The organism is Phyllobacterium sp. LjRoot231 (genome assembly GCF_964253365.1).
Taxonomy (GTDB): Bacteria; Pseudomonadota; Alphaproteobacteria; order Rhizobiales; family Rhizobiaceae; genus Phyllobacterium.
Window position 1 is genome coordinate 292,364 of the sequence record NZ_CAXUQT020000001.1, and the last position, 17,896, is coordinate 310,259.

At 56.7% G+C, this 17,896-nt stretch carries 15 protein-coding genes; 8 read left to right on the top strand and 7 right to left on the bottom strand.

Annotated features, from left to right (window positions below; all coding sequences use genetic code 11):
- Positions 1 to 37 precede the first annotated feature (37 nt).
- Positions 38 to 526 carry a universal stress protein gene (locus ACSQ3H_RS01390; protein WP_436115379.1) on the top strand — a complete coding sequence of 163 codons (489 nt, stop codon included), beginning with the start codon at positions 38 to 40 and terminating at the stop codon, positions 524 to 526.
- Between the two features lie 100 nt (positions 527 to 626).
- Complete coding sequence (locus tag ACSQ3H_RS01395) at positions 627 to 1,205, top strand: NifU family protein (RefSeq protein ID WP_436115380.1); 579 nt, start codon at positions 627 to 629, stop codon at positions 1,203 to 1,205.
- Between the two features lie 54 nt (positions 1,206 to 1,259).
- Here the strand turns inward: ACSQ3H_RS01395 and ACSQ3H_RS01400 are convergent, their stop codons facing one another.
- The 3 genes from ACSQ3H_RS01400 to xylF all read right to left on the bottom strand — a co-directional run bounded on the left by ACSQ3H_RS01400 (position 1,260) and on the right by xylF (position 4,489).
- Positions 1,260 to 2,039, bottom strand: coding sequence for an ATP-binding cassette domain-containing protein (locus ACSQ3H_RS01400; RefSeq protein WP_436115381.1), 780 nt, complete (start codon positions 2,037 to 2,039; stop codon positions 1,260 to 1,262).
- Positions 2,040 to 2,052: 13 nt separating this feature from the next.
- Complete coding sequence (locus ACSQ3H_RS01405; RefSeq protein ID WP_436115382.1) at positions 2,053 to 3,360, bottom strand: sugar ABC transporter permease; 1,308 nt, start codon at positions 3,358 to 3,360, stop codon at positions 2,053 to 2,055.
- 85 nt (positions 3,361 to 3,445) lie between these two features.
- Positions 3,446 to 4,489 (bottom strand): D-xylose ABC transporter substrate-binding protein, encoded by a 1,044-nt coding sequence (gene xylF, locus ACSQ3H_RS01410; protein ID WP_436115383.1) that lies wholly within the window; start codon positions 4,487 to 4,489, stop codon positions 3,446 to 3,448.
- A gap of 205 nt (positions 4,490 to 4,694) precedes the next feature.
- Between xylF and ACSQ3H_RS01415 the strand changes: the two genes are divergently transcribed.
- From ACSQ3H_RS01415 to xylA, 3 genes are read left to right on the top strand one after another with little or no spacing between them, the layout of a single operon-like run.
- Positions 4,695 to 5,942 carry an ROK family protein gene (locus tag ACSQ3H_RS01415; RefSeq protein WP_436115384.1) on the top strand — a complete coding sequence of 416 codons (1,248 nt, stop codon included), beginning with the start codon at positions 4,695 to 4,697 and terminating at the stop codon, positions 5,940 to 5,942.
- Positions 5,943 to 5,964: 22 nt separating this feature from the next.
- Positions 5,965 to 7,419 (top strand): xylulokinase, encoded by a 1,455-nt coding sequence (gene xylB, locus ACSQ3H_RS01420; protein ID WP_436115385.1) that lies wholly within the window; start codon positions 5,965 to 5,967, stop codon positions 7,417 to 7,419.
- The gene (xylA, locus tag ACSQ3H_RS01425; protein WP_436115386.1) at positions 7,416 to 8,726 is read left to right on the top strand and encodes a xylose isomerase; all 1,311 of its coding nucleotides are present in this window, start codon (positions 7,416 to 7,418) and stop codon (positions 8,724 to 8,726) included. Before xylB ends, xylA begins: the two co-directional genes overlap by 4 nt.
- 238 nt (positions 8,727 to 8,964) lie before the next feature.
- On the opposite strand, the gene ACSQ3H_RS01430 is transcribed toward xylA, so the two are convergent.
- A complete protein-coding gene (locus ACSQ3H_RS01430) occupies positions 8,965 to 9,714 on the bottom strand; it encodes an SDR family NAD(P)-dependent oxidoreductase (protein WP_436115387.1) in 750 nt (249 codons plus the stop codon).
- Between the two features lie 120 nt (positions 9,715 to 9,834).
- Between ACSQ3H_RS01430 and glpK the strand changes: the two genes are divergently transcribed.
- A complete protein-coding gene (glpK, locus tag ACSQ3H_RS01435) occupies positions 9,835 to 11,325 on the top strand; it encodes a glycerol kinase GlpK (RefSeq protein WP_436115388.1) in 1,491 nt (496 codons plus the stop codon).
- A 210-nt stretch (positions 11,326 to 11,535) separates the two neighbouring features.
- Here the strand turns inward: glpK and ACSQ3H_RS01440 are convergent, their stop codons facing one another.
- On the bottom strand, positions 11,536 to 13,719 hold the full coding sequence (locus ACSQ3H_RS01440; RefSeq protein ID WP_436115389.1) for a transglycosylase domain-containing protein: 2,184 nt from the start codon (positions 13,717 to 13,719) through the stop codon (positions 11,536 to 11,538).
- A gap of 180 nt (positions 13,720 to 13,899) precedes the next feature.
- Between ACSQ3H_RS01440 and ACSQ3H_RS01445 the strand changes: the two genes are divergently transcribed.
- The gene (locus tag ACSQ3H_RS01445; protein ID WP_436115390.1) at positions 13,900 to 14,085 is read left to right on the top strand and encodes a hypothetical protein; all 186 of its coding nucleotides are present in this window, start codon (positions 13,900 to 13,902) and stop codon (positions 14,083 to 14,085) included.
- Between the two features lie 289 nt (positions 14,086 to 14,374).
- Complete coding sequence (locus tag ACSQ3H_RS01450) at positions 14,375 to 15,496, top strand: acyltransferase family protein (RefSeq protein ID WP_436115391.1); 1,122 nt, start codon at positions 14,375 to 14,377, stop codon at positions 15,494 to 15,496.
- A gap of 270 nt (positions 15,497 to 15,766) precedes the next feature.
- Here the strand turns inward: ACSQ3H_RS01450 and ACSQ3H_RS01455 are convergent, their stop codons facing one another.
- Together ACSQ3H_RS01455 and ACSQ3H_RS01460 are read right to left on the bottom strand one after the other, a co-directional pair.
- Positions 15,767 to 16,384 (bottom strand): ribonuclease D, encoded by a 618-nt coding sequence (locus ACSQ3H_RS01455; protein ID WP_436115392.1) that lies wholly within the window; start codon positions 16,382 to 16,384, stop codon positions 15,767 to 15,769.
- A gap of 12 nt (positions 16,385 to 16,396) precedes the next feature.
- A complete protein-coding gene (locus tag ACSQ3H_RS01460; RefSeq protein WP_436115393.1) occupies positions 16,397 to 17,785 on the bottom strand; it encodes a M20/M25/M40 family metallo-hydrolase in 1,389 nt (462 codons plus the stop codon).
- Positions 17,786 to 17,896: the final 111 nt, after the last annotated feature.

Consider the following 17,896-nt stretch of genomic DNA (forward strand, 5'->3'; position numbering starts at 1 on the left):
CCTTGCGGACGATCAATGCTTAAGGCAGGTTGAGCACATGGTATCAAGACGACTTAGCCGCGAAGCCGGCCACCGCCGCAAATTTCTGGCCGTCATTGACGAAACGCCGGAATGCGAGCGGGCCGTTGCCTATGCCTCACGCCGAGCCAAGACGACCGGCGGCGTACTCTTGCTGCTGTTCGTTATCGATTCGGCAGACTTTCAGCAGTTTCTTGGAGTCGAACAGATCATGCGTGCGGAAGCCCAGGAGCGGGCCAATTCGACGCTCAGCAAGTTTGCCGCCAGCGTTCGGGAAACAATAGGGATCGAGTCGGAACTTGTTGTCCGCGAAGGCATTACATCCGAAGAGATTCAGAAGCTTATCGAAGAAGATCAGGATATCGCCATCCTTGTCCTGGCAGCTGGTTCCGGGAAGGACGGTCCTGGTCCGCTTGTCCAGTCGCTGGCAGGGCGGGAATCCTTTTCCATTCCAGTCACGGTCGTACCTTATAATCTCTCGGATGAGGACATCGACGCTATTACCTGATTACGTCGACCAAACGTGATATAATCCTGACTTGAAGAGAATGGTTTAAAGGCCTATATGCCTCTTTGAATAGTTCTAAACTAGATACGCGAGATCCGCCATGTTCATCCAGACCGAAGCGACGCCCAATCCAGCGACCTTGAAGTTCCTGCCTGGAAAGGTGGTGCTTGAAGAAGGAACCGCCGATTTCCGCGATGCGGCGAGTGCTGGCGAATCCTCACTGCTTGCTGGCAAGATCTTTGGCGTCCCGGGCGTCACCGGCGTATTCTTCGGTTATGATTTTGTCACCGTGACCAAGAGCGAAGGCCCGGAGTGGCAACACCTCAAGCCTGCCATTCTAGGCGCGATCATGGAGCATTTCATGTCGGGCGCACCGGTGATGGCCAATGTCACCCAAATTGCCGATACGGCCCAGCGGGAGACCGATGGCGAGTTCTTTGACAGCGCCGATACCGAAATCGTTGAAACGATCAAGGAACTTCTTGAAACTCGCGTCCGTCCCGCTGTGGCTCAGGACGGCGGAGACATCACATTCCGCGGTTATGAAAACGGTACCGTGTTCCTGCACATGAAGGGCGCTTGCTCGGGCTGCCCATCGTCGACTGCGACCCTTAAGCACGGCATTCAAAACCTCTTGAAGCATTTCGTTCCGGAAGTTCAGCAAGTCGAGTCGATCTGACCTTCCCCAGCTTCGTTCAATAAAAAGGCCGCTTCAAGCGGCCTTTTTATTGGTTTAGTTCACCGCGCCAGGTCCTGGTATCGCACCGGGCGGGCACTTGCCGAGGATGATCATGCCGAGCACTTCGTCCTCGTTGACATCGCCCACCTTGGCGGTGCCAACAACCTGACCATTTTTCATCACCGCCACGCGATCGGCGAGGTGGAAGACGTCATGGATATCATGGCTGATGAGAAAGATACCGATGCCTTCACTCTTCAATTGCTTGATCAGTTCGCCGACCTGTGCCGTTTCTTGCGGTCCAAGCGCCGCCGTCGGCTCGTCCATGATCAGGATCCGGGCGTTGAACAAGATCGCGCGTGCAATCGCCACGGACTGCCGCTGACCGCCAGACAAGGCCTTGACCGGGTCCTTGAAGCGCTGGAACCGGGGATTGAGCCTGCCCATGACTTCGCGGGCGCTGTGCTCCATCGCTACATCGTCCAGGGTGCCCCAAGGCGTCATCAATTCACGGCCGAGATAGAGATTGGCGGCCGTGTCGACATTGTCCGCAAGCGCCAGGGTTTGATATATCGTTTCGATGCCATACGCCTTGGCATCGCGCGGATTGTTGATTGCCGCTTCTTCCCCGTTGACCTTGATCGTACCATGGTCGCGCTTGTAGGCACCCGACAGGATCTTGATCAGGGTCGATTTGCCGGCACCATTGTGGCCGAGAAGCGCAACGACTTCACCGGGAAAAAGATCGATCGAAGCCCCATCGACCGCGCGAATACCACCGAAGGCGATCGAGATATTTTCCATATCGATGAGAGGCGTTTGTGTGTTGGTCATGGTTGTTCCTCCCTTACGCGGTACGGCGGCGATAGATCGTGTCGAGCCAGACGGCGACGACAAGAACCAGACCGACAACGATGTTCTGCAATGGCGTATCGAGACCAAGCAGAACCATGCCGGAACTCAGCGATTGCATCAACAAGGCACCGATCATGGCACCGGCGATCGTGCCGACACCACCAGCCAGTGACGTTCCACCAATGACTGCGGCGGCGATGGTCAGGAGCTCATCGAGCGTGCCTTGTGCATTGGTCGCAGCGTTCAGACGGGCGGTGGAAATGGCACCAGCGATGGCACATAGAATTCCCATAATGATGAAAATCTTCATCGTCACCCAGCGCGTGTTGATACCGGCAAGATCAGCTGCTTCCGGATTGCCGCCCATGGCAAAGACATAGCGGCCAAAGCGAGTGCGTGTCGCCACGAATGTCATGATCAGACCTGCTGCAACCGCGATCAGCACCGGAATGGCAATTCCGTGCGAAATGAACAGACCTCCATCGGGAATTGTGATGTTGTTGGCTTCGGCATATTTGCGGACAATACCAATCGGCCAGTAGTATGCGTTGGCAATGGCGACGCCACCAAGCGCCAGAATGCAGCCAATGGCCGCCATGAAGGCCTCGGCCCATATCGGACGACGCGGAAAGTTGAACCGTTTGCGCTGGCGGCGACTATTGATGACCATGGCGATGATGGCGACGCAAGCAATGATGCCGACGACCCAGCTCCAGAACGCGCCTATCGAACCCTCAGGTCCACCACCCATGAGGCGGAAGGTCGAGTCCATCGGCGCAACTGTACGGCCTGACGTAACCCACCAGGCAGCACCGCGCCAGACCAGAAGACCGCCAAGCGTGACTATGAAGGCGGGAACGCCGAGAAAGGCAATGATGAAGCCCTGAAAGCCGCCGATGAGCGCACCGGTAATGACGCCAATACCAAGCGCAATTATCCACGTGGCCGGATGCTCGAAACCAATAAGCTTTGGCAGGAACTCAGCCTGCGTCACGCCCATGATCATACCCACAAATCCGAGGATGGAGCCGACGGAAAGATCGATGTTGCGGGTAACGATAATCAGCACCATTCCCGTCGCCATGACAGCAACCGACGATGTCTGAACAGACAGGTTCCAAAGGTTGCGCGGCGTCAGGAACTGTCCACCAGAGAGAAACTGGAAAGCAAGCCAGATTATGACCAGCGCTCCGATCATGCCGAGAAGACGGGTGTCGAGCTCCGTCGCCTTGAAGAATCTGGCGACAATGCCGAGCTCCGAAGAACGGGCCCGGTCAAGGCTGATGGCCGGATCACTCATTTTATTCTCCCAGTTCTATTGTCTTTTTAAAACGCCGCTGACCCAACGGACCAGCGGCGCTCGATCTTAGCAGATTCTAGCGATATTATTTGCAGGCAGGTACCGAACCTGCCTTTACGCCTTGGCAAACAACATCCTTCTTCACCCAGCCAGCATCCACGACGACATCAAGATTGTCCTTGGTGACCGGAACCGGTGTAAGGAACACAGCATTGACTTCAACTTTGTTGACGCCGCCGGCAAACTTCTGAACGTTTGGAATTTCTTCCATCTTCTTGCCATCTGCGAGGGCCGAGGCGATACCTGCAGCCTGCTTGCCGAGTTCACGGGAGTCCTTCCAGATCGTCACGGTCTGCGTGCCCAGTGCTACGCGGTTCAGCGCTGCGAAATCCGCATCCTGGCCGGAGACAGGAACCGTGCCAGCAAGGCCCTGAGCCTGCAGTGCTGCTATGGCACCACCTGCTGTACCATCGTTTGCCGCAACAACCGCATCGACCTTGTTGTCATTGGCAGTCAGGAACTGCTCCATGTTCTTCTGGGCGTTGGCAGGCAGCCAGCCATCCGTATAGGCTTCACCGACATTCTTGATCTTGCCGGAGTCGATTGCCTCTTTCAGGACCTCCTGAGCACCCGAAAAGAGGAAATCAGCATTCGGATCAGCCGAACTGCCCTTGATGAAGACGTAGTTGCCTTCGGGCTTCACGGCGAAAACACCACGTGCCTGCATGCGGCCCACTTCCTTGTTGTCGAAGGTGATGTAGAACGCATCCTTGTTTTCAATCAGGCGGTCATAACCAACGACGGGAATGCCCTCAGCAACCGCCTTCTCGACGGCTGGTCCGATGGCGCTCGAATCCTGCGCGAGGATGATCAGGGCGTTCGCACCTTGCGAAATAAGGCTTTCAACGTCGGTCAATTGCTTGGAAGCAGAAGACTGCGCGTCAGCAGAAATGTACTTGTCGCCATTGGCTTCGAGCGCCTTCTTGATTGCGGCTTCGTCGGTCTTCCAACGCTCTTCCTGGAAGTTCGACCAAGACACACCAACGATCTTGTCTTTCGCCAGAACGGGTCCGGCAAACGACACAGCAAGAACAGCAGCGCCCGCCAATGCGGTTGCATATTTTTTCATGGTAACCCTCCCAGTGCATACAGCACGTTGACTGATCGATGCGGCCTTTCACCTCCGGCCAGCACCTAAACCTCTTTATTTCGAGGCTCGAAAAAAATAGTGACTTAAAACCATTTCCATGTCAACTTGGTTTTGCGTAGGATAACCTATTGCAACGCAACAATATTTTTGCGACGCACAAAAAAGATTTCGGGAGGAAATCATTTTGCTGATCGATGAGATCGCGCGACCGGACGATGTCAGGCGCCAAAACCGAAGGCTCGTGCTAGCAACATTGCGGCGTCACGGACTGCTGTCGAGGACTGACATTGTAGCCCAAACCGGTCTAAGCCCGTCGACCGTTTCGGCCATCACGACCGCGCTTATTTCAGAGGGAATTATAGCCGAAAGCCGCGATGGCGATGTGGCAGCGAACCGGCGCGGGCGGCCCCAGGTTGCGCTCACCTTGAACCCGGAGATAGCGACGGTTGCAACGGTCGAGCTGGCGCTCAATCTCGTCCATGCCGTTCTGTTCGATTACAAAGGCCAGTTGATCGCCGAGGAGTTCAGGCGCGTCGCCACACTCGATGCAAAGTCGGACGACCTGATCAATACCATATGTCTGATGCTGGACAATTTGCTCGACAATCGACCGCCAGGGGCGGGCCGGCTTACGCATATTTCTATGGGCGTGCAGGGCGTAACCGACGCTGCAAGCGCCACCATGCTGTGGTCGCCGATCACGCCAGACAGCAATATTGCTTTCGGAGAAGCGCTTTCGGAGCGGTACAATGTAGCGGTAGCCGTTGCCAATGATTGCAACATGATTGCCGAGGCGCTGCGCTGGATCGATCCGGAATATTACGCCGAGGACTTCGCAGCAATCCTCCTCTCACACGGTATCGGCATGGGCCTCTATCTCAAGGGGAAACCCTTTCTTGGCGCCCATTCCTCCGCCGCCGAGTTCGGTCATATGCTGCACGTGCCGAACGGCGCACTCTGCCGCTGCGGCCGGCATGGTTGCATCGAAGCCTATGCCAGTGACTATGCAATTTTGCGGCGCACTTCAGGGGAGAGTGAAAAAGCCCAACCCGCACAGGACGTAAATGCAGCAGCGTTTGACAAGGTTGCAGACAGTGCCCGGGCTGGTGATGGAGCAGAGCGTGCAGCGTTCCGCAAGGCAGGGCAAGCGATCGGTTCGGGTTTGCGCAGCCTGTTTTCCCTGATCGATCCGGTTCCCGTCGCGTTGGTCGGACCGGGCGCCGGTGTTTTCGATCTCATCGAGGATGAATTGCGCGAGGTCGTATCCGGTCCCTCCGGTTGGGGCGCAGCCCAGGAGTTGAGTATACGCTGTTATCCGGACGAACATCCGCTCATCCTGCAAGGCTGCATGATGACATCTTTGCTTCACCTCGATACACAGGTTTTTGCCCCGGGCGACGCAGGTGACACGCCACTCAAGCGGGCAGTTTGAACGTAATTCAGGAGGAGAATCCATGTATCTCGGTCTCGATTTGGGCACGTCCGGCGTCAAGGCGCTACTGATCGACGAAGATCAATCGGTCATCGGGTCCGGCACCGGGACACTCGATATTTCGCGGCCGCATTCCGGCTGGTCGGAGCAGGACCCATCGCATTGGATCAAGGCGACGGAGGACGCGGTTCAGGACCTCAAGGCCACGCACGGAAAAGAGCTTGCAGCTGTCAAGGGTATCGGCCTCTCCGGCCAGATGCACGGTGCAACGCTGCTCGATGCTGGCGATAAAGTGCTCCGTCCCTGCATCCTCTGGAACGATACCCGCAGCCACAAGGAAGCCGCCGAACTCGACGGCGATCCTAGATTTCGGGCGCTGAGCGGCAACATTGTTTTTCCAGGGTTTACCGCTCCAAAGGTTGTTTGGGTCAAGAACAACGAACCCGAGATTTTCGCACGACTGCGCCGCGTGTTGTTGCCCAAGGATTATCTGCGACTGTGGCTGACCGGCGAACATGTGTCGGAGATGTCGGATGCAGCGGGCACCTCCTGGCTCGATGTCGGCAAGCGCGCATGGTCGTCAGAGCTTCTCGCGGCAACAGGCCTGGACACCGGGCATATGCCTTCGCTGGTCGAGGGAACCGACGTGTCCGGCACATTGAAGACCGACCTCGCTGCGCGCTGGGGCATGGGCAGCAATGTCGTCGTTGCGGGTGGTGCAGGCGATAACGCAGCCTCGGCCTGCGGCATGGGAACGGTGGGCGAAGGCCATGCCTTTGTCTCGCTCGGCACATCCGGCGTGCTTTTCGCGGCGAGTAGCGCCTATCTGCCAAATCCCGAGAGCGCAGTTCACACGTTCTGCCACGCTCTTCCCGATACATGGCACCAAATGGGCGTTATTTTATCCGCGACGGACGCCTTGAACTGGTACGCAGGTATCACCTCGCGCAAGCCTGCCGAACTCACCGGAGAATTGGGCGATCAACTGCGCTCGCCGTCTGGCGTGACCTTCCTGCCCTATCTTTCCGGTGAGCGTACGCCGCTGAACGATTCCGCTATCCGCGGGTCGTTTCAGGGCCTTGAACATGCCAGCGACCGCGCAGCGCTTACGCAGGCAGTGCTTGAAGGCGTCGCGTTCGCCTTCCGCGATTGCCTGAACGCGCTTGCTGCAGCGGGTACCAAGCTCGATCGTGTCACTGCTGTTGGCGGCGGGTCGCGCTCTACCTATTGGCTCAAGGCCATCGCTACTGCTCTCAACATTCCCATTGATGTACCTGCTGACGGCGATTTTGGAGCTGCTTTCGGTGCCGCACGCCTCGGATTGATTGCCGCGGAGAAAGCCGACCCGCGCACTGTTTGCGCCGCGCCTGCAACCGATTACACGATCGAACCCGAAACAAGACTCACCGCCGATTTCGATGCGGCGTACCATCGTTATCATAACCTCTACCCAGCATTAAAAGGAGTTCAGTCATGAGCAGTGGATTTTTTGGTGATACAAAACCAGTCAAATTTGAGGGGCCGGACAGCATCAATCCGCTTGCCTATCGTTTTTACAACGCCGACGAAATCGTGCTGGGAAAACGGCTTGAAGACCACCTGCGCTTTGCAATCGCCTATTGGCATTCCTTCGTCTGGCCTGGCAGCGATCCATTCGGTGGGCAGACCTTCGAGCGTCCCTGGTTCAACGACACGATGGATGGTGCAAAGCTCAAGGCCGATGTAGCCTTTGAAATGTTCTCGATCCTCGGCGCGCCGTATTTCTGCTTCCACGATGCGGATGTGCGCCCGGAAGGCGACAGCATTGCAGAAAGCAACAAGCGCCTGCACGAAATCGCCGACTATTTCGCCGCCAAGATGGAAAAGACCGGCACCAAGCTCCTGTGGGGCACGGCCAACCTCTTCTCCAACCGCCGCTATATGTCCGGCGCAGCAACCAATCCTGACCCGGATGTCTTCGCCTATGCCGCCGCAACGGTGAAAACCTGTATCGATGTCACGCAAAAGCTGAAGGGCGAGAACTACGTTCTCTGGGGCGGACGTGAAGGCTACGAGACGCTGCTCAACACAGACATGAAGCGCGAACTCGACCAGATGGGCCGGTTCCTCAGCCTCGTCGTCGACTACAAGCACAAGATCGGTTTCAAAGGGGCGATCCTGATCGAACCGAAGCCACAGGAGCCGACCAAGCATCAGTATGATTACGATGCAGCAACCGTTTATGGTTTCCTCAAGCGTTTCGGTCTTGAGAATGAGGTGAAGGTCAATCTCGAGCAGGGCCATGCGATCCTTGCCGGCCATTCCTTCGAGCACGAAATCGCAACCGCAGCAGCGCTTGGCATTTTCGGCTCGATTGACATGAACCGCAATGATTATCAGTCCGGCTGGGATACGGATCAGTTCCCGAACAACGTTCCCGAAGTCGCTGTAGCCTATTACGAAATTCTCAAGGCCGGGGGCTTTACGAGTGGAGGCACGAACTTCGATGCCAAGCTGCGCCGTCAGTCACTTGATCCACAGGATTTGCTGATCGCGCATATTGGCGGTATGGACACCTGCGCACGCGGCCTCAAGGCAGCTGCAAAGATTATCGAAGACAAGGTTTTGACCGGCTTTGTCGATGATCGCTATGCCGGGTGGTCGAAGCCGGAGGCGCAGGCCATGCTTTCGGGCAAGCTCTCGCTCGAAGATATCGCAAAGCAAGTCGGAGACAAAAACCTGCAGCCGCAGCCGCGCTCCGGACGCCAGGAATATCTGGAAAATGTGGTAAACCGTTACGTTTAACGCTATTTGCGCACACATAGAAAAGGAATAAGTTCTCAGCTGAGAACTTATTCCTTTGACACCATATTCATCCAAAACTCGCAAAAACGACCTCTAGATGGTGCGTGGGTATCAACCATTTTGACCGCTGTACGACCCATTTTCATCTCATTTTCGGGAATTCTTGCGCCAAAATTTGTGGCGGAATCACGGCTTTTTCGCGATTTCGCGCCACAATTATTTGCCCCGTACAGGCGTCCTAAACGTGCTGACCGCCATTGATATGGATCTCCGAACCCGTCACGTAGGATGAGGATTCGGTGCACAGGAAATAAATGGTTTCGGCGACTTCCGCCGTTTTGCCGAGACGGCGTAGCGGCAGGTGCTCAACCAGCTTGTCGGTGCCGGGCGACAGGATCGCAGTGTCGATTTCACCCGGCGCGATTGCATTGACGCGAATACCGTGCGGACCAAAATCCGAGGCCATTTCACGGGTCAGGGAAGCCAGTGCCGCCTTGGATGTGGCGTAGGCTGTACCTGCAAACGGATGAACGCGGCTGCCAGCAATCGAGGTCACATTAACCACGGAGCCCTGTGCCGCCTCAAGCTCCGCGAACAGGCCACGCGCCAGCATGATCGGGGCGAAGAAATTGACCTGAAACACACTCATCCACGTTTGCATGGGCGTCTCGATTGAATCGAGCCGGTCACCGGAACTGTTTTTCGGCGAAATACCCGCATTGTTGACCAATGCGTTGAGCTTGCCGCCTTCCGCCGCAAGCCTCCGTCTTATCTCCGAAACGGCATGATCGACGTCGGCAGGATCGGCGAGATCGACCTTGATGTGATCGTCGGGGCCGGCTGGCCAAGGACAATTATCGTCGAAACTTTGGCGCGAGCAGGTGATGACGCGCCAGCCTGCGCGCGAAAAACGTTTGACTGTCGCGTGGCCGATACCGCGGCTCGCGCCCGTCAGGACAAGTACCTTGCGTGGTTCATCGTTTGACATAGGAATACTCCGTTGCATGAGCAATAGCCCATCGCACTGTGAAATTCGAGGCATATCATGTCGCAACGATTGATCCGTTAGAACGAAGCCAATATCTTGGCGCGAAATGAGGGGGAGAGCATGAACGGATATATCCTGGCCATCGACCAAGGCACCACGTCGAGCCGCGCCATTATTTTTGACAAGAACCGCAAGGTTGTCGGCAAGAACCAGCAGGAATTCACGCAGATCTATCCGCAATCGGGCTGGGTTGAGCACGATCCAGAAGAAATCTGGCAATCAGTGCTCAGCACCTGCGACGTGGCGATCGAGAACGCCAAGATACAGGCGGGTGACGTTGCGGCAATCGGTATCACCAACCAGCGCGAGACCGTCATCGTCTGGGACAAGGCAACGGGCAAGCCTATCCACAATGCCATTGTCTGGCAGGACAGGCGTACGGCTTCACTTTGCCAGAAACTGAAGAAGCAAGGCCTCGAAAAGAAATTCACCAGGAAAACGGGGCTTTTGCTCGATCCCTATTTCTCCGGTACCAAGCTTTCGTGGATTCTCGACAAGGTGCCCGGAGCGCGCAAGCGCGCAGCCAATGGCGAACTGCTGTTTGGAACAGTCGACAGTTTTCTTATCTGGCGACTCACGGGTGGCAAGGTGCATGCAACTGACGCCACCAACGCTTCGCGTACCTTGATCTTCAACATAGCGACAAATGAATGGGATGACGAACTTCTGGAGATTCTCCGCATTCCTCGCGCCATGCTGCCCGAGGTCAAGGACTGCGCTGCAAACTACGGCTCGGCCGAGGCTTCCTTGTTTGGGGCTGCGATGCCTATCCTCGGGGTTGCCGGTGACCAGCACGCAGCGACCATCGGACAGGCCTGTTTCGAACCCGGCATGTTCAAATCCACTTATGGAACCGGTTGCTTCGCGCTTCTCAACACCGGCAGCGATATGGTCTTGTCGAAAAACCGCCTGTTGACGACGATAGCCTACCGTCTCAATGGCAAGACGACTTATGCGCTGGAAGGTTCGATCTTCATTGCGGGTGCCGCGGTGCAATGGCTGCGCGACGGGCTGAAGATCATAGGCTCCGCGCCTGAGACCGGTAAACTGGCCGATCAGGCAGACCCTCGCCAGAATGTCTATCTTGTCCCCGCCTTCGTTGGCCTCGGCGCACCGCATTGGGACGCGGAGGCACGCGGTGCGATCTATGGCCTCACCCGCAACTCCGGCCCGGCGGAATTTGCTAGAGCGGCGCTTGAATCGGTCGCCTATCAGACGCGCGATCTGCTTGACGCGATGCGCAAGGACTGGAAGTCATCCAACACAAAAACCGTTTTACGTGTTGATGGCGGCATGGTCGCTTCCGACTGGACCATGCAGCGTCTCGCCGACATTCTCGATGCGCCGGTGGATCGCCCGACCATTCTCGAGACGACAGCGTTAGGCGCCGCATGGCTTGCAGGGTCAAAAGCCGGCATCTGGCCGAACCGGCGCGAATTTTCCAAAACCTGGGAACGCGACACGCGTTTTGTGCCGAAGATGGACGACAAGACTCGCAAGACCAAGATTGCCGGGTGGAGGGTCGCAGTGAAACGGACTTTAAGTAATTGAGGCAGCTGATGCCGATTATCTCTCCCTTTGCGGGAGAGAAAGCGATTTCAGCATCTTAGCTTCTTGGGCCAAGTGCTAGAAATCGCCAGAGAGGGGATTTGCAATCATGATACTACCCCCTCTCTTGGATTTTCTAAGAATTTAGCGAAGGGGCTAAATCCAAGAAAATCCTTTCTCCCCCACCAAGGGGGAGATAAGAGGCGTCTGCGCTCAATTTCCCATGATCAGATCAAACAGTGTCGTCTTGCGGCCCTTGTGGCCAACCTCGCCGGGGGGTACCGGCCGGGTTGAGCCAGTCTGATCGCCGAGATCCGCGGGAGGAACGGGACCGACCGGATCGAGTTGCGCGGAAGGCACGCCCTCGGCGGCCGGCACCGACGGATCGCCACCCGGTAGAATATCGTTGCCGTCGTTTACCTGCTGATGCAACTGATAATCGCCTGGCAACTGCGTCACAGGCACACCCTTGTGTGCAGCGACCATGAAATCTTTCCACGCGATGGCTGGCAGGGAGCCGCCCGTGATCTTCTTCGTCGGCTTGCCGTCATCGTTGCCGAACCAGACGCCGGTCGTCAGGTTTGATGTGTAACCAATGAACCAGGCGTCACGGAAATTCTGGCTGGTACCGGTCTTGCCGGCTGCCGGCCAGCCAAACTTGGCTTTCGTCGCCGTGCCCGTATCAACTGTCTGCCGCAGCATCGCATTCATCATGCCGACATTGCGCGGATCGATGACCCGGTCGGTAGCAGAGTTCTTGTGCTGGTAGAGAACTTTGCCTTCATTGGTCGTCACGCGCCTGATGATATAGGGCGGCGCCTTGTAACCGCCATTGGCAAAGGGGACGAAGGAATCGGTCAGTTCGAGGAGGGTGACTTCCGATGTCCCGAGTGCAAGTGACGCATTTGCGGTGAGGTTCGATTCGATGCCGAGGCGGTGGGCCGTCGATACGACGGTATTCGGACCTACTTCCATCACAAGCTGCGCCGAAACCGAGTTGAGCGAGCGCGCCAGCGCTTCAGCCAGCGTGACCTTGCCGAAATACTTGCCGTTGAAATTACCGGGCGTCCAGTTGCCAATGCGGATTGGCGCGTCGTTGCGCACGGATTCCGGTGTGAATCCCTGCTCCAGCGCCGAGAGATAGACGAAAGGCTTGAACGCCGAGCCCGGTTGACGCTTGGCCTCGCTGGCACGATCGAACTGGCTGTTGGCATAATCGTAGCCGCCCACCAGCGCCCGTACCGCACCGGTACCGTCCACCGAAACCAGCGCGCCCTGCGAGACATTGAGTTTCTCGCCATTCTTGCTGATCAGATCGCGGATCGAGGCCTCGCCGAGCTTCTGCAAGCCAAGATCGACGGTCGTATCGACGATCACATCACTGCGTACATCGCCGATCAGATCCGGTAGTTCTTCCATGACCCGGTCTGCAACATATTGCTCCGAACCGCTCCAATAGGAGGCGGCGCGGGTTGCCGGTTGTTTCATGGCGAAGTTGAGTTCCTTGTCGCCGATCATGCCCTGTTCGCGCATGGCCGCAAGCACAAGCTGCGACCGTTCACTGGCGGCCTTCGGATCGCGCGCTGGCGACAGGCGCGACGGTGCCTTCAAAAGGCCGGCAATCAACGCCGCTTCCGGCAATGTCACTTCCTTGGCCGATTTGTTGAAATAGCGCCGGGACGCAGCGGCAACACCATAGGAACCGGAGCCGAGATAGACCCGGTTCAGATACATCTCAAGAATTTGGTCCTTGGTGTATTTATGCTCGAGCCAGAGGGCGAGCATGACTTCCTGCACCTTGCGTTCGATGGTGCGGTCCGGCGTCAGGAAAAGGTTCTTGGCCAGCTGCTGGGTGATGGTAGAGCCACCCTGGACCAAGCGCCGGGAGATGACATTGGCGACCATGGCACGGGTGAAGCCAATCGGATCGACGCCGAAATGCGAATAGAACCGGCGGTCCTCGATGGCGACGACGGCTTCCGGCAGATAGGGCGACATGTCATGCAGGCTGATCGCCTCGCCGCCAGAGGCGCCTCGATTGGCGACCAGATCACCCTCGACCGAAACAATCTTGACGTTGGGCGGCCGGTCGGGAATTGCCCATGTGGTTGTCTGCGGCATCTTCGCGGCGAAATAAATGACGGTACCCGCCAAGGCTATCCCGCCCCAGATGCACAGAACGAAGGACCAATAGACCACACGCCGCAGCGCGCCGAAAAATCCGCCGCCGCCACTACCGCGGCGCGATCTGCTGCGTTTTGATTTGGCCGGTTTGCGTGCAGTCTTGCGTTTTGCCACAGGCCTGTCCTCCGGATCTGCGCGCAAATCATCGCCCGAACGGCGGTCCGTACCGAACCCCGGCTCAATGCGCTGTTTACCCCTGCCGCGTGATGCCATTGATAAGAAGTCCCGCCCCGATGAGCCGCAAGAATGTTACGCGACCCGTTGCAGGGTAAATGCGGCGATTTAAGGTGCGGTTAAGACCGGATTTCTGATTTGGATCAGGGACTATCCCGCGATTGAGAAACCTGCCAACCGACGCTAGTCTGAACAAAGCAATCTCACGGAGTTGACCAAATGCGTTTTGTCGTTCTTGCATGTTTGATGGCGATTTTAAGCGGTTGTGGCGGCGCCGCGTTTGAGCGACTCAATCCCAATCCTGATGCGGAAGCGCAGTATCGCCTTGGCGGATGCCAATTGCGCGGGCATGGCGTCTGCAAAGATCTGCAGGAGTTTTCAGGCCCAGGCCAACAAAACCCATAACCAGATGTCCCGACAGAATCATCGCGCGCGTAAAATATTATTTTGCAGCCCTTGAAAACTTTCCTCGGCAGTTCTACTTTAATCCTTGCGTAACGAGTGGTTCTCCTCCCATTTTCACTCGTTGCGTGTTCCCCTCTGGACGCTTTAGCGTTCACAACTCGCCGGGCTTTTGCCCGGCTTTTTTGTTTTAAGGGGTACTACCGATTTCTTAGTGTTCATCACCTGATTTTTACTTCCCCTTCTCAATTTTCGCGTATCAAAGGAAAATCGGTTTGGGGAACTAAGAGTTATGAGCACGGGTGAAAAGACACGCGTCGATTGGGTCGATATTGCCAAAGGTATCTGCATCATCTTCGTCGTGATGATGCATTCCGTGCTCGGCGTCGAGAACGAAGCAGGTGTACGCGGCTGGATGCATCCTGTCGTTGCTTTCGCTCAGCCTTTTCGCATGCCGGATTTCTTCATGATCTCGGGTTTGTTTCTCGGCCTTGTCATCGACCGTTCCTGGTTGCGTTATTCTGATCGCAAGATCGTACACTTCGCCTATTTCTACGTGCTCTGGCTGACGATCCAGTTCCTGTTCAAAGCACCCGGCATCGTCGCGGAAAGCGGTACGGGCGGCGCGTTCTCCGCTTATCTGCTGGCCTTTATCCAGCCATTCGGCACGTTGTGGTTCATCTATCTGCTGCCGATTTTCTTTGTCATCACGCGCCTCGTCAAAGGCGTCAATGTCTGGCTGATCCTGCTGATCGCTGCCGCGCTCGAAACATTGCCAATCCATACGGGCTGGCTCGTGGTCGACGAGTTCTGCAGCCGTTTCGTGTATTTCTTCGCGGGCTATGCTTTTGCCCCCGCGATTTTCCGCCTTGCCGAGTGGCTGCGGCAGCGTCCGTCGACGGCCTTGGCCATTCTCGGCGTCTGGGCATCGATCAATGGCTGGCTGGTATTCCACCCCGCATCCGAACCTTTCGCCGCTTGGATACCTGCGGAGGCCTATACATCGGGCGGGCTTGGCGGCTGGGCCAACGTGCCGCTGATCTCACTCGCAGCCGGGTTTGCCGGAGCGCTGGCAATCGTGTCTGTTTCCGCGTTGATCGCCGCTATGTCTTCATCTTGGGACCGCGTTATAAAACCGCTGCGCTGGCTCGGAGCGCATTCGATCGTCGTCTATCTCGCCTTCTTTCTGCCGATGGCGCTGGCTCGTACGGTTCTGTTGAAAAGCGGCATTATCACCGATATCGGCACGATTTCGCTTCTGACAGTCATCAGCGGCGTCATCGGTCCGGTTATTCTTTATTGGTTGATCCAGTGGAGCGGCTATGGCCAGTTTCTGTTCAGGCGGCCGCAGTGGGCTCATCTCGATCGCGCCCCGGCTCCAAGGGGCGCGCCAGAGCCTTTCATGCCTAAATAGAATCGTTCTGCCGGAGGGAATTCGTGGACAAGGTCAAGGGGTTTGGCGAGGCCGATGCCTTCCGTCGGACGATGCCGAAGCCCGATGGATTTGGCCCGAATTCACCCGGCCCTTCGGGTTTCTGGCTGGCGGCCACCCACTTTGTCAGGCGGCGTCGGACGATGGAAAGGCATCGACCTCGCCACCTTCCGCGTGGATTGTCTCGCCATCCGAGAAACAGAACTGTTTCTATTTAAGCATAAAAGGCTCTAACTTCAGCTGAATAATCTCTCAGCTATGGGCGAAAATGTCCTGCTCGTCCCAACCCATCAAATCGAGTTTGGAGCGGGTCGGCAGGAATTCAAAGCAGGCAGCGGCCTCCTCTGAACGCCCATCGCGGACGAGCCTTTGCTGCAGGATCGTCCGCAGACGATGCAGATAAAGCACGTCGGACGCTGCATATTCGAGTTGCGCCTGCGACAGATCTGGTGCTCCCCAATCTGACGATTGCTGCTGCTTGGAGAGATTGACCTCCAGAAGCTCGCTGCAGATTTCCTTCAACCCGTGCCGATCCGTATATGTCCGCACCAGACGCGAGGCGATCTTGGTACAGAAGACCGGCTTTGCCACGACACCAAAGGCGTGGAAAAGGACCGCAATATCAAACCGGCCAAAATGGAAAATCTTGGTGATGGCGTCATCGCCAAGCAATTTGACCAGATTTGGCGCCGCCGCCTGACCCTTGTCGATCTGGATAATATCCGCCGAACCGTCGCCAGGGGATATCTGTACGACGCAGAGCCGGTCGCGATGCGGATCAAGCCCGAGCGTTTCCGTGTCGATGGCGACAGCATCGACCTCATAATGCTTGAGGTCAGGCAAATCATTGCGGTGAAAGCGGATGGTCATCGTCGTTTCCTGTCACTTTGCCAAGGCGTCGAGAATACGCGCCCAGGAGCGCTGACCCTTGTGGAAAGAGTTCAGCTCATACTTTTCGTTGGGAGAGTGAATGCGGTCATCCTCGAGACCGAAGCCGACAAGCAGCGATTCCATACCGAGCATCCGCTGGAAATCACCAACGATGGGGATGGATCCGCCCATGGCGATGAGCACAGCAGGCTTTGGCCACTCATCGCTCAAGGCATTCTTGGCCTTGGTCAATAGCGGTGATTCATAGGAAAGCTGGATTGCAGGCGAAGCCCCATGTTCGTGAAACTCGGCCGAGCAATCGGCGGGGATGCGGGTCCGGACGAAGGCCCGGAAAGCTTCACGGATTTTCGCCGGGTCCTGCTTGTGGACGAGGCGAAACGACACCTTCGCCGAGGCTTCGGCCGCGATAACGGTCTTGAACCCCTGCCCCGTATAGCCACCGGTGATACCGTTGAATTCGGCTGTCGGGCGCGCCCAGGTCAGTTCGAGGATGGAACGGCCTTTCTCACCGGAAGGGATCGAAAGCCCGACTGGCCCCAAGAAATTCTCCGGCGTCGAACCCAATCCATCCCACATCTGCAAGATTTGTGTCGGCGTTTCTTCGACGCCATCATAGAAGCCCGGAATGGTCACGGCGCCATTTTCGTCGTGAATGTCGGCAAGAATCTTTGTGAGGATACGAATCGGGTTGGCGGCAGCCCCGCCAAACATTCCGGAGTGAAGATCGCGGTCAGCGGCCTTGATCACGACCTCTTCGCCAACGAGACCACGCAACCCGACGGATATAGCCGGCGTATCGCCATCCCACATGCCCGTATCGCAGACGAGAGCAAAATCCGCCTTCAGTTCGTCCCGGTGAGCATCAAGGAACGGCTTCAGCGAAGGCGAACCTGATTCCTCTTCGCCTTCGAAGAGAATGGAAATCTTGACCGGCAACTTGCCATGCACTTCCTTATAGGCGCGGCAAGCTTCGACAAACGTCATCAGTTGGCCCTTGTCATCCGACGTGCCGCGACCGGTGAGTATCTTGCGGCCATTACCAATATCCTTGATCGCCGGAGCGAACGGATCCTGATCCCAAAGATTGAGCGGATCGACGGGCTGCACGTCGTAATGGCCATAGAACAGCACATGCGGCGCATCAGCGCTCGGGCCCTCGTGATGGCCGACAACCATCGGGTGGCCTGGTGTATCGCGCACGCTGGCTTCAAACCCGATCGATTTCAGATCAGCAACCAGCCATTCGGCCGCTTTGCGGCATTCCGATTTGAAGGCGGGATCGGTCGAGATGGACTTGATTCTCAGGAGGTCGAAAAGCCGCCCCAGACTTTTGTCCAAATTATTATCGAGCGCGTTCAAGACAGGTTCGAGAGCTGACATGCTATTTCCTGATTTCTGTGGACCGGAATTCGTGAAGGGAGTTCTTCTTAGCGCATTTCAAGGCTGGCGGCACAAAAAAGTGGTTGACCTGGACCCAAAAGAAATGGTCGC